The following is a 20,176-nucleotide window of genomic DNA, read 5'->3' on the forward strand; positions in this document are numbered from 1 at the left end:
CACAAAATATGACTATTCCCTCAAGTTTTATGCAATAGTGGAAAAGTTAAAACTTGAGGCATCCGTCATGTTCTGTATCTCGCGCTAGCGAGACAACGGCAACGCTCGGAAGTCGAAAGGTTTAAAACCAGCCCGCACGCTGCGACAACCCGCGGCGAACACGCACGCTGCGGAAAAGTAAAGAACAACAACCACATGGGAGACGACTTTCACCGTGACCACGAATCTGCACGCTTTTGGAACTGACCGACTACTGGATCGCCTGGGCAGCCAGCCTTTCGCTTTGGCTTTCGCGGGCCAGGGTTTTGATTGGCTGTCCACCTTGGCGCAGGCGACTGCCGCTGGGGCGGGTAGTGATGTTCAAGACATTGTTGACGCCGCGGGCGATCTGCTTGCTCCCGTTGCCGCTGAGGTTGCTGCCTCTCGTCCCTTTGGTTTCGCGCCGGTGGATTGGGCGAAGGCCATGCAGCAGGAGGGTGCGCCTACGTATGATTTCGCGCAGGCTGCGGTGAGTGTGCCGGGCATTTTTGTGTCCCAGTTGGCGGTATTGAACAACCTGGAGGCGCAGGGGTTGCCGATTGAAAATGCGGTGGCTGCTATTGGCCATTCGCAGGGTGTGTTGGGCAAGCATTTGCTCGCTGACCTGCTGAATCCGGCGCCTATTTTGGCGATCGCGGAGCTGGTTGGTGTGTGCGTGGCGCACCAGGCTCGCAAGGTCGGTTTGATCCAGAATGGTGATGTTGAGCAGCAGGGCACGATGCCGATGTTGCTGATCCAGGGTATTAGCCGCGAGAAGCTGCAGGCTGCGATTGATCAGCTGTTTGATGCAGGCTATGAGTTGCGCCCGCAGATTGGTCTGCGTAATGGTTTCGATGCTTATGTGCTGGTGGGCACGCCTGATGACGTCGCGCGGGTTCAGGATGTGCTGGCGGCGTGGGCGGCCAAGGATGCGCAGGCGATTGCGGACAAGCTCAAGGGGGGCACTCCGTTTAATCCGACATTTATTCCGTTGAATGTGCAGGTGGGTTTCCACCACACTGCGTTGATTCCTGCAGTGGATCGCGTGGTCAAGCTAGCCGAGGCGTGTGGCTTGGATGCCGATCTGGCGCGCAGTATCGCCGAGGATGTCATAGTCAATCCTGTGGATTGGGTTGTTGATGTCAATAGTGCTGTTGATGCCGGTGCCCGGTGGATTTTTGACGTCGGCCCGGGTGGCGGTGTCGATATGCTCACCGCCCCAATTGTTGCTGGTTTGGGTGTTGGTTCTTTCGCGATTGATTCCGCTGAGGGGCAGGCCCGTTTGTTTGATTTGGGTCAGCCGTTGGAGTTGCCGACTGCGTGGTCGCGTTTCGCGCCGCGTGTGGAGCAGGTGGATGGACGTACTCGTGTGGTCACAAAGTTCACTGAGCTTACGGGGCGTTCCCCGATGCTGCTTCCGGGTATGACGCCCACGACTGTTGACCCAGAGATTGTTGCTGCCGCGGCGAATGCTGGCCACTGGGCGGAGCTTGCTGGTGGCGGCCAGGTGACTCCGGAGATCCTCGAGGGCAACCTGGCGAAGCTGCAGCAGCTGTTGGAGCCGGGTGTGAATGCCCAGTTCAACTCTATGTTCTTGGATCCGTATCTGTGGAAGATGCAGATCGGCGGCAAGCGCCTGGTGGCGAAGGCCCGTGCGAATGGTGCCCCGATCGACGGCGTTGTGGTCACCGCCGGTATGCCGGAGCATGACGAGGCCGTGGCGCTTGTCCACGAGCTGCGTGCTGCGGGCTTCCCGTGGGTTGTCTTCAAGCCCGGTGCGATCAAGCAGATTATTAATGTGTTGGCGGTTGCTCGTGCGGTGCCGAGTATTCCGATCATTATTCAGGTGGAGGGCGGCCGCGCTGGTGGCCACCACTCGTGGGAGGACCTGGATGATCTGCTGTTGGCGACGTATGCTGATATCCGCGCGTGTGACAACGTTGTGTTGTGTGTCGGTGGTGGTATTGGTACGCCGGAGCGCGCTGCGGATTACATCACGGGTGAGTGGGCGCGTGCGTATGATCGCCCGTTGATGCCGGTTGATGGCATTTTGTTGGGTACCGTGACGATGGCGTGTAAAGAGGCCAAGACTAGTGATTCTGTGAAGCAGCTGCTGGTTGACACTAAAGGTATTGACGAGTGGGTTGGCGCGGGGCATGCGAAAAATGGCATGGCGTCTGGCCGTTCGCAGTTGGGTGCGGATATTCACGAGATTGATAATTCTGCGGCGAAGGCTGGGCGTTTGCTTGATGACGTCGCGGGGGATGAGACCGCGGTTACGGCCCGGCGCGCGGAGATTATTGAGGCTATCGGCAAGACTGCGAAGCCCTATTTTGGTGACCTTGAGGCGATGACTTATGCCGAGTGGTTGGGCCGTTACCTTGAGTTGTCTGGCCCTACCGAGGAGTACCCGAATTGGGTGGATGTTAGTTGGCAGCGTCGTTTTGAGCAGATGGTTGCCCGTGCGGAGGCTCGCCTGAATCCGCAGGATAAGGGCGAGTTTGACGCGCAGGTTGATGTGGCGGGTGAGCCCCGCGGCGTCATCAATCGGTTGGAGGAGCTCTACCCGCAGGCGGCGACGCAGTTGTTGCATCCGGCGGATGTGGCGTGGTTTGTGAAGCTTGCGCGCACCCCGGGTAAGCCGGTGAATTTTGTGCCGGTCATTGATAAGGATGTGCGTCGTTGGTGGCGTTCGGATTCTTTGTGGCAGGCGCAGGATCCGCGTTATGACGCCGATCAGGTGTGCGTGATCCCTGGTACGGAGGCTGTCGCTGGCATCACCGTGAAGGATGAGCCGGTTGCGGATCTGTTGCAGCGTTTCTGTGATGTCTCTGCCGAGCGTGTGCAGGCGTTGGCGGCGCAGTCGGATGAGACACAGGTAGATGCTGCGGGGATTGAGGCGCGCGACGTCGTCACCCATGTGTTGCATGCGCCGGGTACGTTCTGGGCTGGTCGTAACACTGGGTCGTTGGTGGCGCGCATTGGCGAGCCCAGCCAGTGGACTATCACTAATGACGCCGCGGGGGACGGCGCCGGCGCGGGTACTGTGGCTGTGCACCAGGCCACGGGTGCGCAACTGCGTGCCCTGGATGAGACGCATGCAGAGTTGATTGCGCCGATCGGGGGCGCTGGCACTACTGGCGGTGCTCTGTTGCGGATCCGTTTGACGGCTGATCCCTCCCAGCCGCACGTCGTGCCGGTGGTCACCCAGGAGGACGCGGAGGCCGCAATGGGCGAGCTCACCCGCGTTGCGGCTGGTGGAACCCTGGCGGAGGTCGAGGGTGGGGTGGCACGCGCGCAGGCGCAGATCACTGAGGACCTGATCGCCCAGTACAACACGGTGACGCAGTCCTTCCTGCCGGGTGAGATCCGGGCGGGCGGCACTGCACCCGATGTCTTGGTGGGCTTGGCGTGGCCGGCGGTGTTCGCGGCTGTGAAGGCTGCCGTGATCCCGGGTACGGACGCAGCTTCAGTGGTTGAAGGCATGCTGTCGCTGGTGCACCTGGAGCACCACCTGAAGCTGGTGGAAGAGACCCTGCCGGCAGCTGGCACGAGCGTCGATATTGAGGCGCGTGCGGAGGAAGTAAGCGATACGGACATGGGGCGCATCGTCGTTGTCCGCGCCCGACTGAGCCAGAATGGCCAGCCGGTGGCAACACTGAGCGAGCGTTTCGCCATCCGTGGTCGCGGCGGCAAGGCTGTTGCCCGCACCAATACTTCTATTCTGCCGAGCGTGGTGGACACGCCGCGTTCCTTCCGCGCGCAGGCATCTGTGACTGCGCCGCAGGATATGACGAGTTTCGCGATCGTTACCGGCGACCGCAACCCCATCCACGTCTCCGATACTGCGGCCGCGTTGGCCGGGTTGCCGGGTGTGATCGTTCACGGCATGTGGACCTCTGCGATCGCGGAACTGATCGCCGCCGGTGCTTATGTCGGAGAGCAGGGCCCCGCAACCCGTGCTAGCCGCGTGGTGGAATACACAGCCACCATGCTCGCCCCGATCCTGCCCGGTGCGCGCATCGAGTTTGTGGTGGAGCGCGCAGGTGTTGACAACCGACCGGGCTGCGGTGAAGTCCGCGAGGTCACCGCGACGGTCGACGGCAACCTTGTGCTGAAGGCTACGGCCGTGATGGCGGCGCCTACCACCTTCTATGCTTTCCCCGGTCAGGGCATCCAATCCCAGGGCATGGGTATGGACGCCTATGGTCGTTCCGCTGCTGCCCGCGGCGTGTGGGATCGTGCGGATGCGCACACCCGCGCCAAGTTGGGCTTCAGCGTGCTGGAGATCGTGCGGAACAACCCGGTTGAGGTTGTCGTGCAAGGGGAGCGTTTCCACCACCCGAAGGGCGTGCTGTTTTTGACGCAGTTCACCCAGGTCGCGATGGCTACTTTGGGTGTGGCGCAGGTGGCGGAGATGCGCGAGGCCTCTGCCCTGAATCAGAGGGCGTTTTTTGCCGGCCACTCGGTGGGCGAATACAACGCCTTGGCCGCCTACGCGGGCGTGCTGTCGCTGGAGTCGGTGGTGGAGATCGTTTACCGCCGCGGCCTCACCATGCACCGCCTTGTCGAGCGCGATGAGCAGGGCAATTCTAACTATGGTCTTGCAGCGTTGCGCCCGAACAAGATGGGTCTGACGGCCGATAACGTCGCGGAGTTTGTCGCCCAGGTGTCGCAGCAGTCCGGGGAGTTTTTGGAGATCGTCAACTACAACCTGGCCGGTCTGCAGTACGCGGTGGCCGGCACGGTTGCTGGCCTGAAGGCGTTGGGGGCTGCGGCGGAGTCGAAGGCCCCAGGCCAGCGCGCGCTGATCATGATCCCCGGCATCGACGTGCCCTTCCACTCCAGTGTGCTGCGCGATGGTGTCGCTGATTTCCGCGAGCACCTGACCAGCCTGCTGCCGGATCGCATCGACCTTGAGGTTCTGCTGGGCCGCTACATTCCTAACCTTGTGGCCCGCCCGTTCGAGCTGTCGCTTGGGTTCGTCGACGCCATGCGCGAGGTTGTGGATTCGCCTTTGCTTGATGACGCCGCGGAGTTCTTCGCCTCACGTGGGGATCAGGTTGTCGGTTTGGAGGATCAGGATGATCCTGAGGTGCAGCGTGTCGCCCGCACCGTGTTGATTGAGTTGCTGGCGTGGCAGTTTGCATCCCCCGTGCGCTGGATCGAGACCCAAGATTTGGCGTTGACCACCCTGGGCGGACACGGTGTGGACCGTTTTGTTGAGGTCGGCGTGGGCTCTGCCCCGACGATTGCGAACATGATGGGCCAGACGTTGCGCTTGCCGCAGTATGCGGCGAAGGCTGCGTCGGTGGAGGTGCTCAACGTCGAACGTGAGCGCGCGATTGTGTTTGCAAGCGATGAGGTCACCCGCGACGTCATTGTTGAAGAGCAGCAAGAGGCCCCGGTGGCCGAGGCCCACCACACCACCAACCAGGCGCTGGCCGCAACCGAAACCCCCGAAACCCCGGCGGCACCCGCGGCCCCTGCCGGTGGGGAGCGCCCCGCAGACATCGCCTTCACCCCCGCAGATGCGACCGAACTTCTGGTCGCCCTGTGGACGAAGGTCCGCCCCGACCAGATGGCCCCCGCCGACAGCATCGAGGCCCTGGTAGAGGGCGTGTCTTCGCGCCGCAACCAGCTGCTACTCGACCTGGGTGTGGAGTTCGGCTTGGGCGCAATCGATGGTGCCGCCGACGCTGAACTGTCCGACCTGAAGGTCACCGTGGCCAAGATGGCCAAGAGCTACACCGCCTTCGGCCCCGTGCTTAGCGACGCGACGGCCGACGCACTGCGCCGCATCACCGGCCCCACGGGCAAACGCCCCGCCTATGTTGCAGAGCGCGTGACGGGCACCTGGCAGCTTGGCCAGGGCTGGGCCGATCACGTCGTCGCAGCTGTGGTCACAGGTTCCCGCGAAGGCGCATCCTTGCGCGGCGGCGACCTGGCCACCTTGAGCCCCGCCAGCCCCTCCAACGCCGGCGAACTCGATGCGCTTATTGACGCCGCGGTCGCCCAGGTCGCAGCCAACCATGGCGTGTCCGTGGGCTTGCCTTCCGCAGGTGGCGCCGGTGGTGGCGTGGTGGATTCCGCCGCGCTGGGTGAGTTCGCCGAGCAGGTCACCGGCAAGGCTGGTGTGCTGGCGGAAACCGCACGCACCATCCTGGCGCAGTTGGGCCTCAACCATGTGCCGCAGACCGAAGGCCTCTCCGAGGACGAGGCCGATGAGAAAATCTTCGAGCTGATCTCCCGCGAACTGGGCTCCGATTGGCCTCGCCAGGTCAGCCGCGCCTTCACCCCCGAGCGCGCCATTCTGCTGGATGACCGCTGGGCGTCCGCTCGTGAAGACCTCGCCCGCCTGGCAACCGGTGCCGTCGATGCTGCACAGATGGACGCGGCGTCATTCACCGGAGCAGGCGAAGCCGTCGCAGCCCAAGCCGAATACTGGGGCTTAAGCGCACACGCAGCCGCAGCGCGCGATACCCGCAGCCTGCCTTTGGCTGATGACGTCGCGGTGGTCACCGGCGCATCGCCGAACTCCATCGCCGCATCGGTGGTGGCCAACCTTCTGCAACAGGGCGCAACGGCTGTTGTGACCACCAGCTCGCTTGGGCATGCACGCTTGGGCTACTACAAGGACCTGTACCGCAACAACGCCCGCGGCAACGCGGCACTGTGGGTGGCCCCCGCGAACCTGTCCAGCTACGGTGATCTCGATGCCCTGATCGAATGGATCGGCAACGAACAAACCGCCACCGTCAATGGGCAGAAGAAGCAGCTCAAGCCGGCACTCGTGCCGACCCTGCTGTTCCCCTTCGCCGCCCCGCGCGTCATGGGTACCCTGGCAGACGCCGGCCCCCGCGCCGAAAACGAAATGCGCCTGCTGTTGTGGTCGGTGGAAAAACTCATCGCCGGCTTGAGCGAGATCGCCGCCGACACCCACGTCGGCCGCCGCATGCACGTCGTCCTTCCGGGATCGCCCAACCGTGGTCGCTTCGGTGGCGATGGTGCCTACGGCGAAGCGAAAGCCGCCCTCGATGCGCTGGTCACCCGCTGGTATGCGGAACCCGTGTGGGGTAACCGCACCAGCCTCGTCCACGCACACATCGGATGGGTACGCGGAACCGGCCTGATGGGTGGAAACGACCCCCTAGTCGACGCCGTCGAAGCCGCAGGCGTGACCACCTACTCCACTGAGGAAATGGCCGAAAAGCTCGTCGCACAAGTCACCACTGAAGTGCGCGAACAGGCCGCTACCGGCCCCGTCACCGTTGACTTCACCGGTGGTTTGGGCGAAGCCGACCTCGATCTTGCACAGCTGGGCCGCGACGCACAACGCGCGGCAGAGGCGGCGTCAACAACCGAAGATGCAGAGCCCACCCGGGTGCTGACCGCGCTGCCCAACCCGTACGCGCCGCCAGCAGCAACCAGCCTGGACTTCTCCAGCGCAACCCGCAGCCTCGACGAGATGGTTGTCATCGTCGGTGCCGGCGAACTCGGCCCCTACGGTTCCTCCCGCACCCGCTTCGACGCAGAGCTATCCGGCGACCTTTCGGCTGCCGGCGTGATCGAACTGGCCTGGTCCATGGGCCTGATCAACTGGGACAACGGCTGGGTCATCACCGATGGTGGTGAAGAAATCGACGAAGCCGACATCTACGCACGCTTCCACGACGAGGTTCTGGGACGCGTCGGTGTGCGCCGCTACCACGATGACTTCGGCATGGTCGACAACCTCGCCCCCGAACTGACCACCATCTACCTCGACCAGCCGCTGAGCTTCCAGGTCGCATCCAAGGAAGATGCACGCACCTTCGTCGACTCCGAGGACGGTACCACCGCACACGTCGACCCGGAGACAGGGGAGTGGATCGTCACCCGCCCCGCAGGCTCCGCCGTCCGCGTGCCCCGCCGCATGGCCATGAGCCGCTTCGTCGGCGGTCAAATCCCCGAAGGCTTCGACCCCAAGGTGTGGGGCATCCCCGCAGACATGGCCGACAATTTGGACCGTGTCGCCTGCTGGAACCTCGTCTGCACCGTCGACGCCTTCCTCTCCAGCGGTTTTACCCCCGCAGAGATCATGCGGGCCATCCACCCCACCCGCGTATCCTCCACCCAAGGCACCGGCATGGGCGGTATGGAATCCATGCGCAGCCTCTACATTGACGGTCTGCTGGCGGAACCCCGCGCCAACGACATCCTGCAGGAAGCCCTGCCCAACGTCGTGGCCGCACACGTCATGCAGTCCTACGTCGGCGGCTACGGGCAGATGATCCACCCGGTCGCCGCCTGTGCCACCGCAGCGGTATCCGTGGAGGAAGGCATGGACAAGATTCGACTGGGCAAGGCAGACTTCGTAGTCGCCGGCGGCCTCGACGACCTATCCATCGAAGGCATCACCGGCTTCGGCGACATGGCGGCAACCGCACCCTCCGGGGAGCTCGCAGCCAAGGGCATCGAGGAGCGCTACTTCTCCCGCGCCAACGACCGACGCCGCGCAGGCTTCGTCGAATCAGCAGGTGGCGGCACCATTTTGCTGGCCCGCGGTTCCGTTGCTGCGCAGCTCGGCCTGCCCGTCCACGGCGTCGTCGCGTTCGCAGAATCCTTCGCCGACGGAGCACACACATCTATCCCCGCGCCGGGCTTGGGTGCACTGTCTGCAGCCCAGGGTGGCTCGCAGTCCCGCCTGGCTGTGGCATTGCGCGACCATGGTGTGTCCGCCGATGAGGTGACGATCATCTCCAAGCACGACACCTCTACCACTGCCAACGACCCCAACGAGTCCGATCTGCACGAGCGCATCGCTGCATCCTTGGGTCGCGCCCAGGGCAACCCCTTGTTCGTGATCTCGCAGAAGACTCTGACGGGCCACGCCAAGGGTGGTGCCGCAGCTTTCCAGATCATCGGCCTGACCCAGGTGCTGCGTGGTGGGGTGATCCCGCCGAACCGTTCCCTGGATTGCGTCGATCCGGTATTGGCTAAGCATCAGCACCTGGTGTGGTTGCGTCAGCCCTTGGCCTTCCAAGCTAAGGCCGGCTTGGTCACCTCTTTGGGCTTTGGCCACGTGTCTGCGCTGATCGCGATTGTTCACCCGGATCTGTTCGTGCAGTTGGCTAGCCGCGTCAACCCGGACTATGTCGAGCAGGCTAGCAGGCGTGAACGGGCAGGTTACGCCCGCATTGTGTCGGCGATGTATGGTGGCGATCCGCTGTACACCCGCCCCGTGGATCGCAACCTCGGAGCCAGCGGTGATGCCGCGAAGGAGCGCGAAGCCGCAGTGCTGCTGGATCCGGCTGCGCGCCTGGTAGACGGCGTATTGCGCACCAGTAGCGAGCTCTAGCCGAGCATCTATTCGCTAGTGTTTAACCGCCCCGTGGGACCGTTTCAAAAGGTCTCGCGGGGCGGTTGGTTTTTAACGCATTTGTGACGCCGAGCGCGCCAGTGCCGCGCTGTCGAATTATTTCCGACTGGGTAACCTGCTGATCAACGCCCGCACGTACGCCCCGGATTCCAAGGTGCTGCTGACCGGCGGCGCCGTGCAAGACTGCGTGGAAATTCGCGTGATCGACCACGGCCCCGGAATCCCGGAAGAAAAGATCGACGACATTTTCGTGCCCTTCCAACGCCTCAACGACACAGGTGCCTCCGGTTTGGGGCTTGGCATTCCGGTCGCCAAGGGTTTCGTCGAAGAAATGGGCGGTCGGTTGGAACACGAACCAACACCCACCGGAGGTGCTACGTTTGTGCTAACACTGAAAGCAGCCAAACACCAGCCCGTGATACCACAGGAGTGACGTGAACGCACCGCAAAAGATCCTCATCGTGGAGGATGACGTCGCGTTGGCTCACGCGATCAGCATCAACTTGAAGGCCCGCAGCTACGAGGTGCACACGGCCAACACGGCGTCATTAGCGCTGCGGATTGCTGGCGAATGGTCACCCGATCTGATCCGCAACCACGGCAGCCTCGTGTCTAAAACTGGACCTACTGCATGCGGTGTGGGAGAAAACTACAACCGGGAAACCAACTATCTGCGGGTGTACTTGTTCCAACTGCGGCAGAAACTGGAGGCCGACCCCAAAAACCCACGGCACTTCATCACCTTGCCAAGCGTTGGCTACCGATTCGAGCAGTAGAAGCTTTTCGAAGGGATAGGGCATGGTAATGCAGTCTGGCGGACGCTCTTGCAGTAGCGGCGGTGGTGTCGGTGGCACGGTGGGCATCGACCTAGTGCACATTCCGGCTTTTGCTGGGCAGCTAGCGCAACCCGGATCCCGCTTTGAGGCAGTGTTCAGTGCAGGGGAGCTGCGACGCGCGGCGTCAGCACTCAACCGTGCGGAGCACCTGGCGGGGCGTTGGGCCGCGAAAGAGGCCTTCATCAAGGCATGGGAGCAGGCATTGTTTGGCGCACCGCCGCCGTTGTCGCCGGAGCAAGTGGTGTGGTCGGATATTGAGGTGGTGGCTGATAGGTGGGGGAGAGTGGGCTACTGCTTAAGCGGCAGTGTTGGGCAGGCTTATACCGAGGGCGGGCTGGGGCTGCCGCGCGTGAGTATCAGCCATGATGGCGACTACGCGACAGCAGTCTGTCTTATCGCCCCCACCAGCCAATAATTTCCCGCATGATGCTTTAGCGCTTGCGGTACAAACCACTGCGCTGATACACCGGATCACTGGTGACCAACACACCAAGGTTACGGAAAATACCCTCATCCACAGACCCCAAAATCGTGGTGGTGTGTACATCGCAGCCGCGCAAATTCTTCAACTGATCAAGAGTAGCACGAGCATTAGCGTCGCTACCAGCAGAAACAGACAAAGCGATCAGAACCTCATCAGTGTGCAAACGAGGATTCTTCGAACCCAAATGCGCAAGCTTCAACTCCGTAATGGGTTCGATAGATTCCTTGCTCAACAGATCCACCGCGGCGTCAATACCCGCAAGATGCTTCAACGCGTTCAGCAACATCGCAGCCGAACAACCCAACAACGGTGACGTCTTACCAGTGATGATCGTGCCGTCCATCAACTCGATCGCAGAACCCGGAGCGCCAGTAGCTTCAGCAACATCGCGTGCCGGCTGAACAACCAAACGATCAGCAACACTAATGCCAGCCTTCGACATCACCACGGCAACGCGATTGCTCAGTGTGCTGTCCAACTCCAAGGTGCGCTCCTCCACCAGCGCCTTGAAATAGCGGCGGATAATTTCCTGCCGGGCAGCGGCCTGACACACAGCGTCATCTTCGATCGCGTAACCCGCCATGTTCACACCCATGTCAGTGGGGGACTGGTAAGGCGATGCGCCCGAGATCTCCTCCAGCAGCACCTTCAACAGTGGGAAGGTCTCGACATCGCGGTTGTAACTGGACGCCTTCTTGTCGTACGCAGCCAAGTGGAAGGGGTCGATCAAGTTGATGTCATCAAGGTCGACCGTTGCGGCCTCATACGCCAAGTTCACCGGGTGTTCAAGAGGCAGGTTCCAGATGGGGAAGGTCTCGAACTTGGCGTAACCGACAGCAATACCCCGCTTGTGATCGTGGTACACCTGGCTCAAACAGGTAGCCATCTTGCCTGAACCCGGGCCGGGAGCAGTGACGACCACTAGGTTGCGGGACGTTTCAACATAGTCGTTGAGGCCGAAACCTTCGTCACTGACGATGCGGCGAGTGTCGGAGGGGTAACCGTCGATGATGCGGTGCTTAGCGACCTTCAATCCCAGACGTTCGAGGCGTTCCTTGAAAGCGATAGCGATGGCATTGGAATCCTCCAACTGAGTCATCACAATGTTTTCGACGAGGAATCCGCGCTCGCGGAAAACATCTACCAACCGCAGCACATCTTCCTCATAAGGGATGCCCAGGTCCGCACGAACCTTGTGACGCTCGAGGTCTTTAGCGTTAATGCAAATCAGGATTTCCAGCTGGTCTTTGAGCTTGTCCAGCATGGCGATCTTGTTGTCGGGCGTGAAACCGGGCAGCACACGGGAGGCGTGCATATCGTCGAAGAGTTTCCCGCCCATCTCCAAGTAGAGCTTGCCCCCGAGCTGCTCCCGCCGAGCGAGAATGTGCTCGGACTGCATGTCAATGTACTTTTGGCGGTTAAACCCGGTGGAAGTCTGTGTCATGTTCTGCCAGTATAGCCCTTCGAGGGGGGGTGGTTGCGGCGACATGACAACCAACCAGAAGCTGTGCAGTTAGCCAGTGGCCACCGCAAACAAATACGCCACAAGCATCCGCTTGATCTCCTTCACCGTGGTATCGAAGCTCGCATCCGACACCGCGCCCTCTTCCCCCTCATCACGCACAGCGAAGTTCAACAAAGAACTCACGGTGTGCACCAAAATCCCAGCCAGCTCCATCCGCTTCGACTCCGGTGCCGCAGGCGCCAGAGGCTTCATCACCGTAGCGATCAACTGAAGCATCTCTCGCTCAGTCTCCGCAGCAGTCGCGCGGGTCGCTGGAGTTGACTGAATCGCATGCCATACCGCCCGACGCGTAGGATCATCACGCCACAAACCAGCCAAGTGATCAATGAACTCATCCAAAAAGTCCGGCCATTGCAACGCCGGCACCCGCGTAGCGAAACTACGCAACTCAGACACAATGCCAGCAGCATCCTGACGATCAAGCTCGCAAATCAACACATACTTGTTCGCGAAAAACTGATACAGCGTCCCGATGGGAACCTCAGCACGCTTCGCCACCTCATCAAAAGTGAAAGACTCAAACCCCACGTCAACAAGCACAGTGCGAGCCGCCGCCAAAATACGGTCAAAACGCTCACGACTGCGCTGCTGAGCAGGACGACGCCGCGGAACTAAAATCACAGGTCTAGCTCACGCAACACACGAGCAACATGCCCAGTGGCCTTCACGTTATACATCGCCAAAGCGATCTTGCCGTCCTCCACCAAAAAGGTGGAACGAATGACCCCTTGAACAACCTTGCCGTAATTCTTCTTCTCCCCGAAAGCGCCCCAGGCCTTCATCACGGATTTGTCCTCATCCGACAACAACGGGAAATTTAACTCTTGATTGTCGCGGAACTTCGCAAGTGCTGGAACCTTGTCCGGCGAAATGCCGACAACATCCACCGCGGCGTCATTAAGCTGAGACAACGCGTCGCGGAAATCGCACGCTTCCTTCGTGCACCCAGGCGTGGATGCCTTCGGATAGAAATAAACAAGCACGCGCCCGAAATCAGACAGGCTTACCTGTGAACCATCATCGGCAGGCAGGGTAAACGCGGGGGCAATATCACCAATGGCCAAACGCTCAGACATGCCCACTACTGTACCTGGCTGTTAGGATGGGTGCGTTAACAGTAAACAAAAGGAGCACTGCACCAATGGCACGCGACATTAACGACATCCAACGCGACATCGAACGCACCCGCAACCAGCTGGCTAGCACCCTCGACCAACTCGCCGAACGCGGCAAGCCCGCCAACCTGGTTGAAGACGCAAAAACCAGCGCAGCTGAAAAGCTCAAGGACCCCAAGGTTCAGGCCATCGTCGCAGGCGTGACCGCTGTTGTGGTCGCAGGCATCGCATTCAGCATCTCCCGCAGCCGCAAGCGCAACAAAGAGCTCAAGGCCATCAAGAAGTACCTGGAAGAGCGCAAGTAAAACGCCCTCCACACACGAAAAACCCCTTGGTTCACAACCAAGGGGTTTCTTCATGCCCGCTAGTCGTCGGCGTTACCGGCACTCCACTCCGCCCACGGGATATTCCAGTCCCCCAAACCGTCATAGCCAGAAAGGGTGCCACCAATGGTGTTCTTGACGATCACAGGATCACCACGCTTCATGTTGTTGAAGAACCATTGCGCATTGTCCGTGGACACATTGAGGCAGCCGTGCGAGGTGTTCTGGCTACCCTGTGCCCACACGGACCACGGTGCAGCATGGACGTAGATACCGGACCACGACATCTGGGTCGCAAACTTCACATCGGTGCGGTACCCGTCCGGAGCGTCGATGGCCAAGCCGTAGGTGGAGGAGTCCATGATCAGATCCGCATTACGGTCGCCAACAACGTAGGTGCCATTGGGGGTGGGGAACTTCGCCGACCCCATAGACGTGGGCATCGTCTTGATAACTTCACCGTTGCGGGTGACCGTAATCTGCTTCGTGTTGTCGTCAGCGGTGGCGATGACTGCGTCACCAATCGTGAAGTTGGTGTGATTGTCGCCGTCACCGTAGATGCCGCCGCCCAAGTTCGCGCCATAGGCCTTCACATCAACATCGACCGTGGTGCCGGGCGTCCAAAAGTCTTTCGGGCGCCAGCGCAGCTCCTGATCGTTCAACCAGTAGAAAGCGCCCTCCACCGGCGGGTTGGTGGTGATGCTGACGGTGTCCTGGGCAGCCTTCCGATCAACAATGGACTGGGTGAAGTGAATGCTGATCACCTGGCCAATGCCGACCGTGGAATCGGCAAGGGGGGACAGATAAGCGTCAGCGACAGCTGCCGGTTCCGTCGTGGAGAACTCGATAGTGGAGGTTCCGCCCTCAGTATCATGCGCGACGATGGTGTACGTGCGGTAGAAACCCAAGGGCTCGTCCGTCGTCCAGCTCTTCTTGTCCGCGCTCAGCTTGGACTCGATGACCTTGCCGTCCTGATTGGTCATGGTGACGTCCGACAACGTGCCCGACAAGGCCTTGACTGTAATGGGCTCGGCGGGGTTGACGTCTGTCTCGCCGTTGTCCACAGATGCGACGGGAGGAAGCTTCTTTTCAGAAGAAGCTGCGGCGGCTTCTTCTTGGGAGCCCCGATCGATGGTGCAGCCAGCCAGAACGAGCATGGCGCATGTGAGTGCCGCTGCGATGGCTGGGCGTGATCGATTAAAAAACTTCACTCGCTGAACTTCCCGGTTGTGAATGAAAAACATCAGATTCTGACTCTACACCCGACTTGCTACAGGCAGGGGGTCGAAAGGGCTGCCGGTTGGAAACAATGGCGTTCCAAAACGATTTCGAAACGATAACGCGCGCAGTAGTGGCCAAACTGAACGAATTAAAACCCGGGCAAAGTGTACTTTGACCTGCTGATTTTGCAACATCGCGAAAGGTGCGTAATATATCTCTTCGTTGCCAGCACGGCAGCGAACGAAAGCAAGTAATTGCTTGAGGGCTATTAGCTCAATTGGCAGAGCAGCTGACTCTTAATCAGCGGGTTCGGGGTTCGAGTCCCTGATAGCCCACTTTTATCCCCTGACCAGGAAATATTCCCGGTTAGGGGATTTTTTATATGTCGAAAATCATAGTTTTGGCCCTGGTTTTTGGCATCAGTTTGGTGGGGTGGGGTTCTGTTCACACACAAAAATGCCCCGTGTTGGAAAACCAACACGGGGCATTTCAATCGGGGTGGCTGACGGGGCTCGAACCCGCGACACCCAGGATCACAACCTGGTGCTCTACCAGCTGAACTACAGCCACCATCGCTAGCTTTTTCAAGCAGCGGTTTTACATACTAGTTGGGTTCCGCACTTTTAACAAAACCGCTGGCTATACGCTCCGCATACTCCTTAGAAGGGCCCGGCTGCGGAACAAAAACAGCCGCGCGATAGTACTCAAGCTCCTTGATCGACTCTTGAATATCCTGCAGCGCACGGTGGGTCATCCCCTTAGGCGGTTGCGAGTAGTACACCTGCGGGTACCAACGACGTGCCAACTCCTTAATGCTGGAGACATCGACCATGCGGTAATGCAGGGCCTTATCTAAGCGGGGCATAAACGCTCGGATGAATGATCGGTCCGTGGCAATAGAATTGCCCGCCAAGGGAGCAGCACCAGAGCAGTGCTGCTCAATAAGCGCCAAAACGGCGTCCTCTGCTTGCTCGAGCGTCGTGGTGGACACTCGGATCTCGTCAACCAAACCACTAGAGGTGTGCATATTGGTGACAAAGTCGTCCATCTCCGCGAGCTGCTCATCAGTAGCGTGAACAACAAGATCGATGCCTTCCCCCAGCGGGTTGAGGTCCCCATCGGTAACGATGGCGGCAACCTCCACAATCACATGCCGGGAGGTATCCAGGCCGGTCATCTCCAGATCAACCCACACAAGACGGTTGTTATCCATCGCTGTTATTCACCCATTTTCGCGTAGAAGGAACCAATCAGAGGGGCGCTAAGCGCCGTCGGTAACGCACGTCCAACAAGGCTGCCGAACTTCGACAGCGGGCCAGGAACAACACGGCGCTTATTGGCAGACATCGCCCGCAGAGTCTCCTGGGAACAAGACTCATAGGTCGTCCACAAAAAGTCCGGAACAACCTTGTCGACGATCGACTGCTGCTCCTCCGGAATGTGCGCCTCACGCACCGGCCCTGGTGCCAGCAAAGTGCAATGCACACCCGTGCCCTGCAGCTCGTAGTGCAAAGCCTCCGTGAACGCATTCACACCGGCTTTCGTAAAGATGTAGGTGGCGTTATTGGGTATCACCACATCACCAGCAGCCGAACCAACATTGCAGATAGCCCCCTTACCCCGCTCAAGCATCTGAGGCAGAACAGCACGCGTAGCCTCAAACACCGCCGAAGCATTGAGCTCAAACTGCTGGGTTTCATACCCCCAGTCTTGCTTCATAAAAGGACCAAAGCTAGCAATACCAGCAGAATTAACCAACACAGCCACATCAGTAGTGCGCAGGTACTCATTGAACTGCTCACGCTGAGCAGGGTCCGACAAATCACAAGGGAACACCTCGGGCGAACCCGGCAACTCAGCCGCGAACTCCTCCAGCACGTTACGTCGGCGAGCGACCACCGTGACGTCATAACCCAAATGGGCCAAATCCCGCGCCATCGCCATGCCAATGCCCTGCGATGCGCCAGTAACAACCGCTCTGCCAGTACTTAAAGGTGGAAGTGCCATGCTGACCACAATACCGGCGTTACGCCAGCAACGTCTCTACACAAGCGGGATCGCAATCCGACAGCAGCGTCCGGCAGCGGTCGTATTCCGCATCCTCACCAATCGCCTGAGCACACAACGCCAACTGGGCAATCGCCAACAACACCCCACGGTTAGGCTCATGTGACCACGGCACCGAGCCAAAACCCTTCCACCCATTAGCACGCAGCGCATCCAGCCCCCGGTGGTACCCCGTGCGAGCAAAAGCATAGGCCTGAACATCCTCGCCCTCAGCACGAGCCTGCTCCGCCAAACGCGCCCACACCAATGATGACGTCGGGTGCGTGCGGGCAACAGCGACCGGCGCGGCGTCATCAAGCACAGACGCAGCAGGATCAACGGGCAACTTCACGGGCGGGGGAGCAAGGAAATCCTTCATAGCTTGAAAGTATAGGTGGCCCTGGCAAAGCACCGCCCAGCGACGCACACACCACAGCCTAAGGGCTAGATTCGGATCACACCTTGAAAACCGCACCCGGGCACCAACCCACGCGGGCAGAAGGCAGCGCGCCGGACACCCCCAGCGCGCTCCAACGTTTCAAGCACACGACTTTGTAGGAGAACCCTCATGAACGAACCCAACCAGCTACCCGACACCACCACCGCAGGGTTCGACATGAACCTCACCGCGAAGACAAAGGCCTAAACACTCAGGCCGTCTAGTCCGCCCACTCAACCCACACTGCGCGGTCAATCGGCAAGTCGGCGCCACCTTCGACGGGCAACGTCCAAGTGGCATCGACCTTATTGACCGCCGGGTAACCGCGGCTATCCAGCCACTTCAGCTTGCCACCCGAGGCAGAATTCACCCCGACCCAGCGGCCATCAACCTTGCTGGCCAGCTGGTAAGGATCAAAGGGCCCGGGGTTGGGGGCCGTGGAATCGATAAACTCCCCACTGAACGGCAGCTGCTGTAACTCCCCGGTCGCAGCGTTTTTAATGCATGTCACCGCATTCGGCGCATTATCCACGCACGCCATGTTGGACGCCGGGTTATTCTTCTGGCCACACACCAACATGTCCGCCGGCACACCGGAAATACCCGTATTGCGGCTGCAGACCACAGGCGCAGACTCCATCGCCGACGTCAACGTCCAATCCGTCGACACCTGACCTGCACGATTAAACGGCGTCACCGTGTAGAAGAACGTCCGGTGCCCTTCCTCCTGGCCATCAGCCTGCTGCGCAAGCTTCGACACAGCACCCGGCTGGGCGACCGGCATATCTGACACATTCACGTATGAACCTCCACCCAAGGCCTCCGGCTGGAAGAGGGTTGGCGGATTATTGTTACCCTCAGCCTTTAAAATCGCCGGGATAAGAGCAATGCCCGTCACTGAATCCTCATTGGTCTGCACCAACAATGTCGAGTTGTCGTTGGCGTACAACCGGGTCGGCTGATCCAACATCAGCGTCCAGCTCGGATCAGGTAGCGCCGCGTCAACCTCGCTGAGCGGGGAACCGATGTGGATCCCCGAATCCGTCGCGGCGTCATCACTATCAGCCTCGATGCGCACCAGGGCGTCATCAACGAAAAACAGCGTGAAACCGCCGAATGTCGTGGACGTCAGCGTGCCCTCCGGTGGGCATAGCTCGTCCGCGCACACGGGCTCTTTGGCAGGCTTGGGCTCCTTCAGGTCATGTTTCTTAATGACGTCGCGGGCCTTGTCGCCCAGCGCAATGTCGCCCAACCCGGTGGCGCTGAGTTTCGGGTGCTGTGAGTCCTCTGACTTGTTCGAAGCCTTGGCAGGGGAGTCGGCTGCCGTGCTGCTGGAACTATCAGAGGCCGCGGGGGAATCCTCGGCAGTGTCGTTCGAACAAGCAGTCACAGCGCCCAAGAGCACAAGGGGGGTGACTAACAATGCAGATGCAGCAGAAAATCTCATGCCGCCCAACCTACCAGCGGTTGTCTACTTGCCGTCGGCGATGTAACTAGCTAAGCCCGGCCGCAGATGGATCTGGGTGATCGTCATGTCGTTGTATTGCATCACCCACGCAAGATCGCGGTCGGGCAGCGCAGGGAACACCGCAAAAGTTCTACCGTCGCCTAGGCCGAAGCCGCGGACGGGCTCTCCGTAGCGGATGCGGGCCGTTTCCAGCGGCATGCCAGTGTGCAGCAATTCGGGGGTGCGGGGTACCGAAATGCCAACCAGGGCATTACGTTCAAAGAAGTAGCGTGCACCCTTGTAATCGATCACGTTATTGTTCTCGCCGGTGGGGGAGGGCTCGATCACGCCGGCTGCGGGAAAATCCGGGTGAGCGTTGCGGATCTCGAAAAACGTCTGGCCAATGTAGATGTTGTTGACGAAGATATCGCTACCGGTTTGTGCGACCAGAGGTTCAGGTGTGGAGACTTCACTACTGGAATTCGGCACACGCTGCTCAATGCCAGGCAGCAGGCGCTGAACTAGTGGGTGGTGGGTGAAAGCAGCAACGGCACCATTGATGCGGGACTGCAACTGTTGGGGAAGCTGTTGCGGGGGCGCGCCTGCAACCGTTGGGGCAGAAAGCCCCAGGATGATCAGGATGATGAGCAGCAGCTTATCCATTTAGTTCACCCGTGCCTTGATGATCTCTACACTTTCCGCTGGCGGGCCGGAAGGAATGTCGTCGACGGTGCCCTTTTCGGCAATCGCCCGCACTACGTCTAAACCGTTACCGGTGGCCTCGCCGAAGATGGTGTAATCCGGCTGCAGGGGGGAATCCTCGTAGTTGATGAAGAACTGCGAACCGTTGGTGTTAGGGCCAGAGTTTGCCATCGCCACGGTGCCTGCATGGTAGAGGTTGCCCTTGCTGCTTTCGCCCACCGGCCACTCATCAGCGAATTTAAAACCGGGGTTGCCGCTGCCAGTGCCCGTGGGGTCACCGCATTGTAGGACAAACAATCCACTGGTGGTCAGGCGGTGACAGATCGTGTTGTCGTAGTAGCCTTCCTGGGCTAAGTGGGTGATGGTTGCTACCGTGCACGGGGCTTTGTCGGCATGCAGTTCGATGGGAATTTCGCCACGGTTTGTTTCCAGTGTCAGCGTGACATCCTCGGTGGCCGGACCCCCGGAGGGGACGGTGGTACCGGGCTTGGCCTGGGAGGGAGTGGTGCTGTAATCGCAATGGACATCACCAGAAGCTGAATGGTGGCCCGGTGCGTCATCACCGCACGCGCTTAACGAAGCCGCCGCTGCAGCGATGGACACAATGGAGGCTGCAGCGGAGAGGCGACGGCGGTGAATAGAAAAAGTCATAGGTCGAT

15 protein-coding genes and 2 tRNA genes are annotated in these 20,176 nt (G+C 60.2%); 6 read left to right on the top strand and 11 right to left on the bottom strand.

Annotation, left to right across the window (positions count from 1 at the left end; genetic code table 11):
- The first annotated feature begins 214 nt into the window (after positions 1-214).
- The 4 genes from CARG_RS01550 to acpS all read left to right on the top strand — a co-directional run bounded on the left by CARG_RS01550 (position 215) and on the right by acpS (position 10,630).
- Entirely contained in the window at positions 215-9,358 is a 9,144-nt protein-coding gene (locus tag CARG_RS01550) for a type I polyketide synthase (protein ID WP_020975631.1), read from the top strand.
- A gap of 139 nt (positions 9,359-9,497) precedes the next feature.
- Positions 9,498-9,812, top strand: coding sequence for a sensor histidine kinase (locus tag CARG_RS01555; RefSeq protein ID WP_328285830.1), 315 nt, complete (start codon positions 9,498-9,500; stop codon positions 9,810-9,812).
- A 1-nt stretch (position 9,813) separates the two neighbouring features.
- Complete coding sequence (locus tag CARG_RS10675; protein ID WP_020975633.1) at positions 9,814-10,155, top strand: winged helix-turn-helix domain-containing protein; 342 nt, start codon at positions 9,814-9,816, stop codon at positions 10,153-10,155.
- Positions 10,156-10,183: 28 nt separating this feature from the next.
- Positions 10,184-10,630: a holo-ACP synthase AcpS gene (gene acpS / locus CARG_RS01565; protein WP_052331934.1), complete on the top strand. Its 447-nt coding sequence runs from the start codon at positions 10,184-10,186 to the stop codon at positions 10,628-10,630.
- A gap of 16 nt (positions 10,631-10,646) precedes the next feature.
- Here the strand turns inward: acpS and CARG_RS01570 are convergent, their stop codons facing one another.
- The 3 genes from CARG_RS01570 to bcp all read right to left on the bottom strand — a co-directional run bounded on the left by CARG_RS01570 (position 10,647) and on the right by bcp (position 13,300).
- Positions 10,647-12,143, bottom strand: coding sequence for a DUF1846 domain-containing protein (locus CARG_RS01570; protein WP_020975635.1), 1,497 nt, complete (start codon positions 12,141-12,143; stop codon positions 10,647-10,649).
- Positions 12,144-12,212: 69 nt separating this feature from the next.
- On the bottom strand, positions 12,213-12,845 hold the full coding sequence (locus CARG_RS01575) for a TetR/AcrR family transcriptional regulator (protein WP_020975636.1): 633 nt from the start codon (positions 12,843-12,845) through the stop codon (positions 12,213-12,215).
- A complete protein-coding gene (gene bcp, locus CARG_RS01580) occupies positions 12,842-13,300 on the bottom strand; it encodes a thioredoxin-dependent thiol peroxidase (protein WP_041747255.1) in 459 nt (152 codons plus the stop codon). Before bcp ends, CARG_RS01575 begins: the two co-directional genes overlap by 4 nt.
- 65 nt (positions 13,301-13,365) lie before the next feature.
- On the opposite strand from bcp, the gene CARG_RS01585 reads away from it, so the two are divergent.
- Positions 13,366-13,644 carry a DUF3618 domain-containing protein gene (locus CARG_RS01585; RefSeq protein WP_020975638.1) on the top strand — a complete coding sequence of 93 codons (279 nt, stop codon included), beginning with the start codon at positions 13,366-13,368 and terminating at the stop codon, positions 13,642-13,644.
- A 59-nt stretch (positions 13,645-13,703) separates the two neighbouring features.
- Here CARG_RS01585 and CARG_RS01590 read toward each other — a convergent pair whose 3' ends face one another.
- Positions 13,704-14,819, bottom strand: a complete 1,116-nt coding sequence (locus CARG_RS01590) for a L,D-transpeptidase (RefSeq protein ID WP_041747256.1) — start codon at positions 14,817-14,819, stop codon at positions 13,704-13,706.
- Positions 14,820-15,145: 326 nt separating this feature from the next.
- Between CARG_RS01590 and CARG_RS01595 the strand changes: the two genes are divergently transcribed.
- Positions 15,146-15,218 (top strand) — tRNA-Lys (locus tag CARG_RS01595).
- Positions 15,219-15,380: 162 nt separating this feature from the next.
- Here the strand turns inward: CARG_RS01595 and CARG_RS01600 are convergent.
- The 7 genes from CARG_RS01600 to CARG_RS01630 form a co-directional block, all read right to left on the bottom strand.
- Positions 15,381-15,453 (bottom strand) — tRNA-His (locus tag CARG_RS01600).
- Positions 15,454-15,487: 34 nt separating this feature from the next.
- Positions 15,488-16,096: an oligoribonuclease gene (orn, locus tag CARG_RS01605; RefSeq protein WP_020975640.1), complete on the bottom strand. Its 609-nt coding sequence runs from the start codon at positions 16,094-16,096 to the stop codon at positions 15,488-15,490.
- 5 nt (positions 16,097-16,101) lie between these two features.
- The gene (gene cmrA, locus CARG_RS01610; RefSeq protein ID WP_041746892.1) at positions 16,102-16,890 is read right to left on the bottom strand and encodes a mycolate reductase; all 789 of its coding nucleotides are present in this window, start codon (positions 16,888-16,890) and stop codon (positions 16,102-16,104) included.
- 19 nt (positions 16,891-16,909) lie between these two features.
- Complete coding sequence (locus CARG_RS01615) at positions 16,910-17,308, bottom strand: DUF3151 domain-containing protein (RefSeq protein WP_041747257.1); 399 nt, start codon at positions 17,306-17,308, stop codon at positions 16,910-16,912.
- A gap of 280 nt (positions 17,309-17,588) precedes the next feature.
- Complete coding sequence (locus CARG_RS01620; protein ID WP_020975643.1) at positions 17,589-18,815, bottom strand: hypothetical protein; 1,227 nt, start codon at positions 18,813-18,815, stop codon at positions 17,589-17,591.
- 24 nt (positions 18,816-18,839) lie between these two features.
- Positions 18,840-19,478 carry a hypothetical protein gene (locus tag CARG_RS01625; RefSeq protein WP_020975644.1) on the bottom strand — a complete coding sequence of 213 codons (639 nt, stop codon included), beginning with the start codon at positions 19,476-19,478 and terminating at the stop codon, positions 18,840-18,842.
- On the bottom strand, positions 19,479-20,168 hold the full coding sequence (locus CARG_RS01630) for a peptidylprolyl isomerase (protein ID WP_020975645.1): 690 nt from the start codon (positions 20,166-20,168) through the stop codon (positions 19,479-19,481).
- Positions 20,169-20,176 lie beyond the last annotated feature (8 nt).

The organism is Corynebacterium argentoratense DSM 44202, assembly GCF_000590555.1.
In the GTDB taxonomy this organism is placed as follows: Bacteria; Actinomycetota; Actinomycetes; order Mycobacteriales; family Mycobacteriaceae; genus Corynebacterium; species Corynebacterium argentoratense.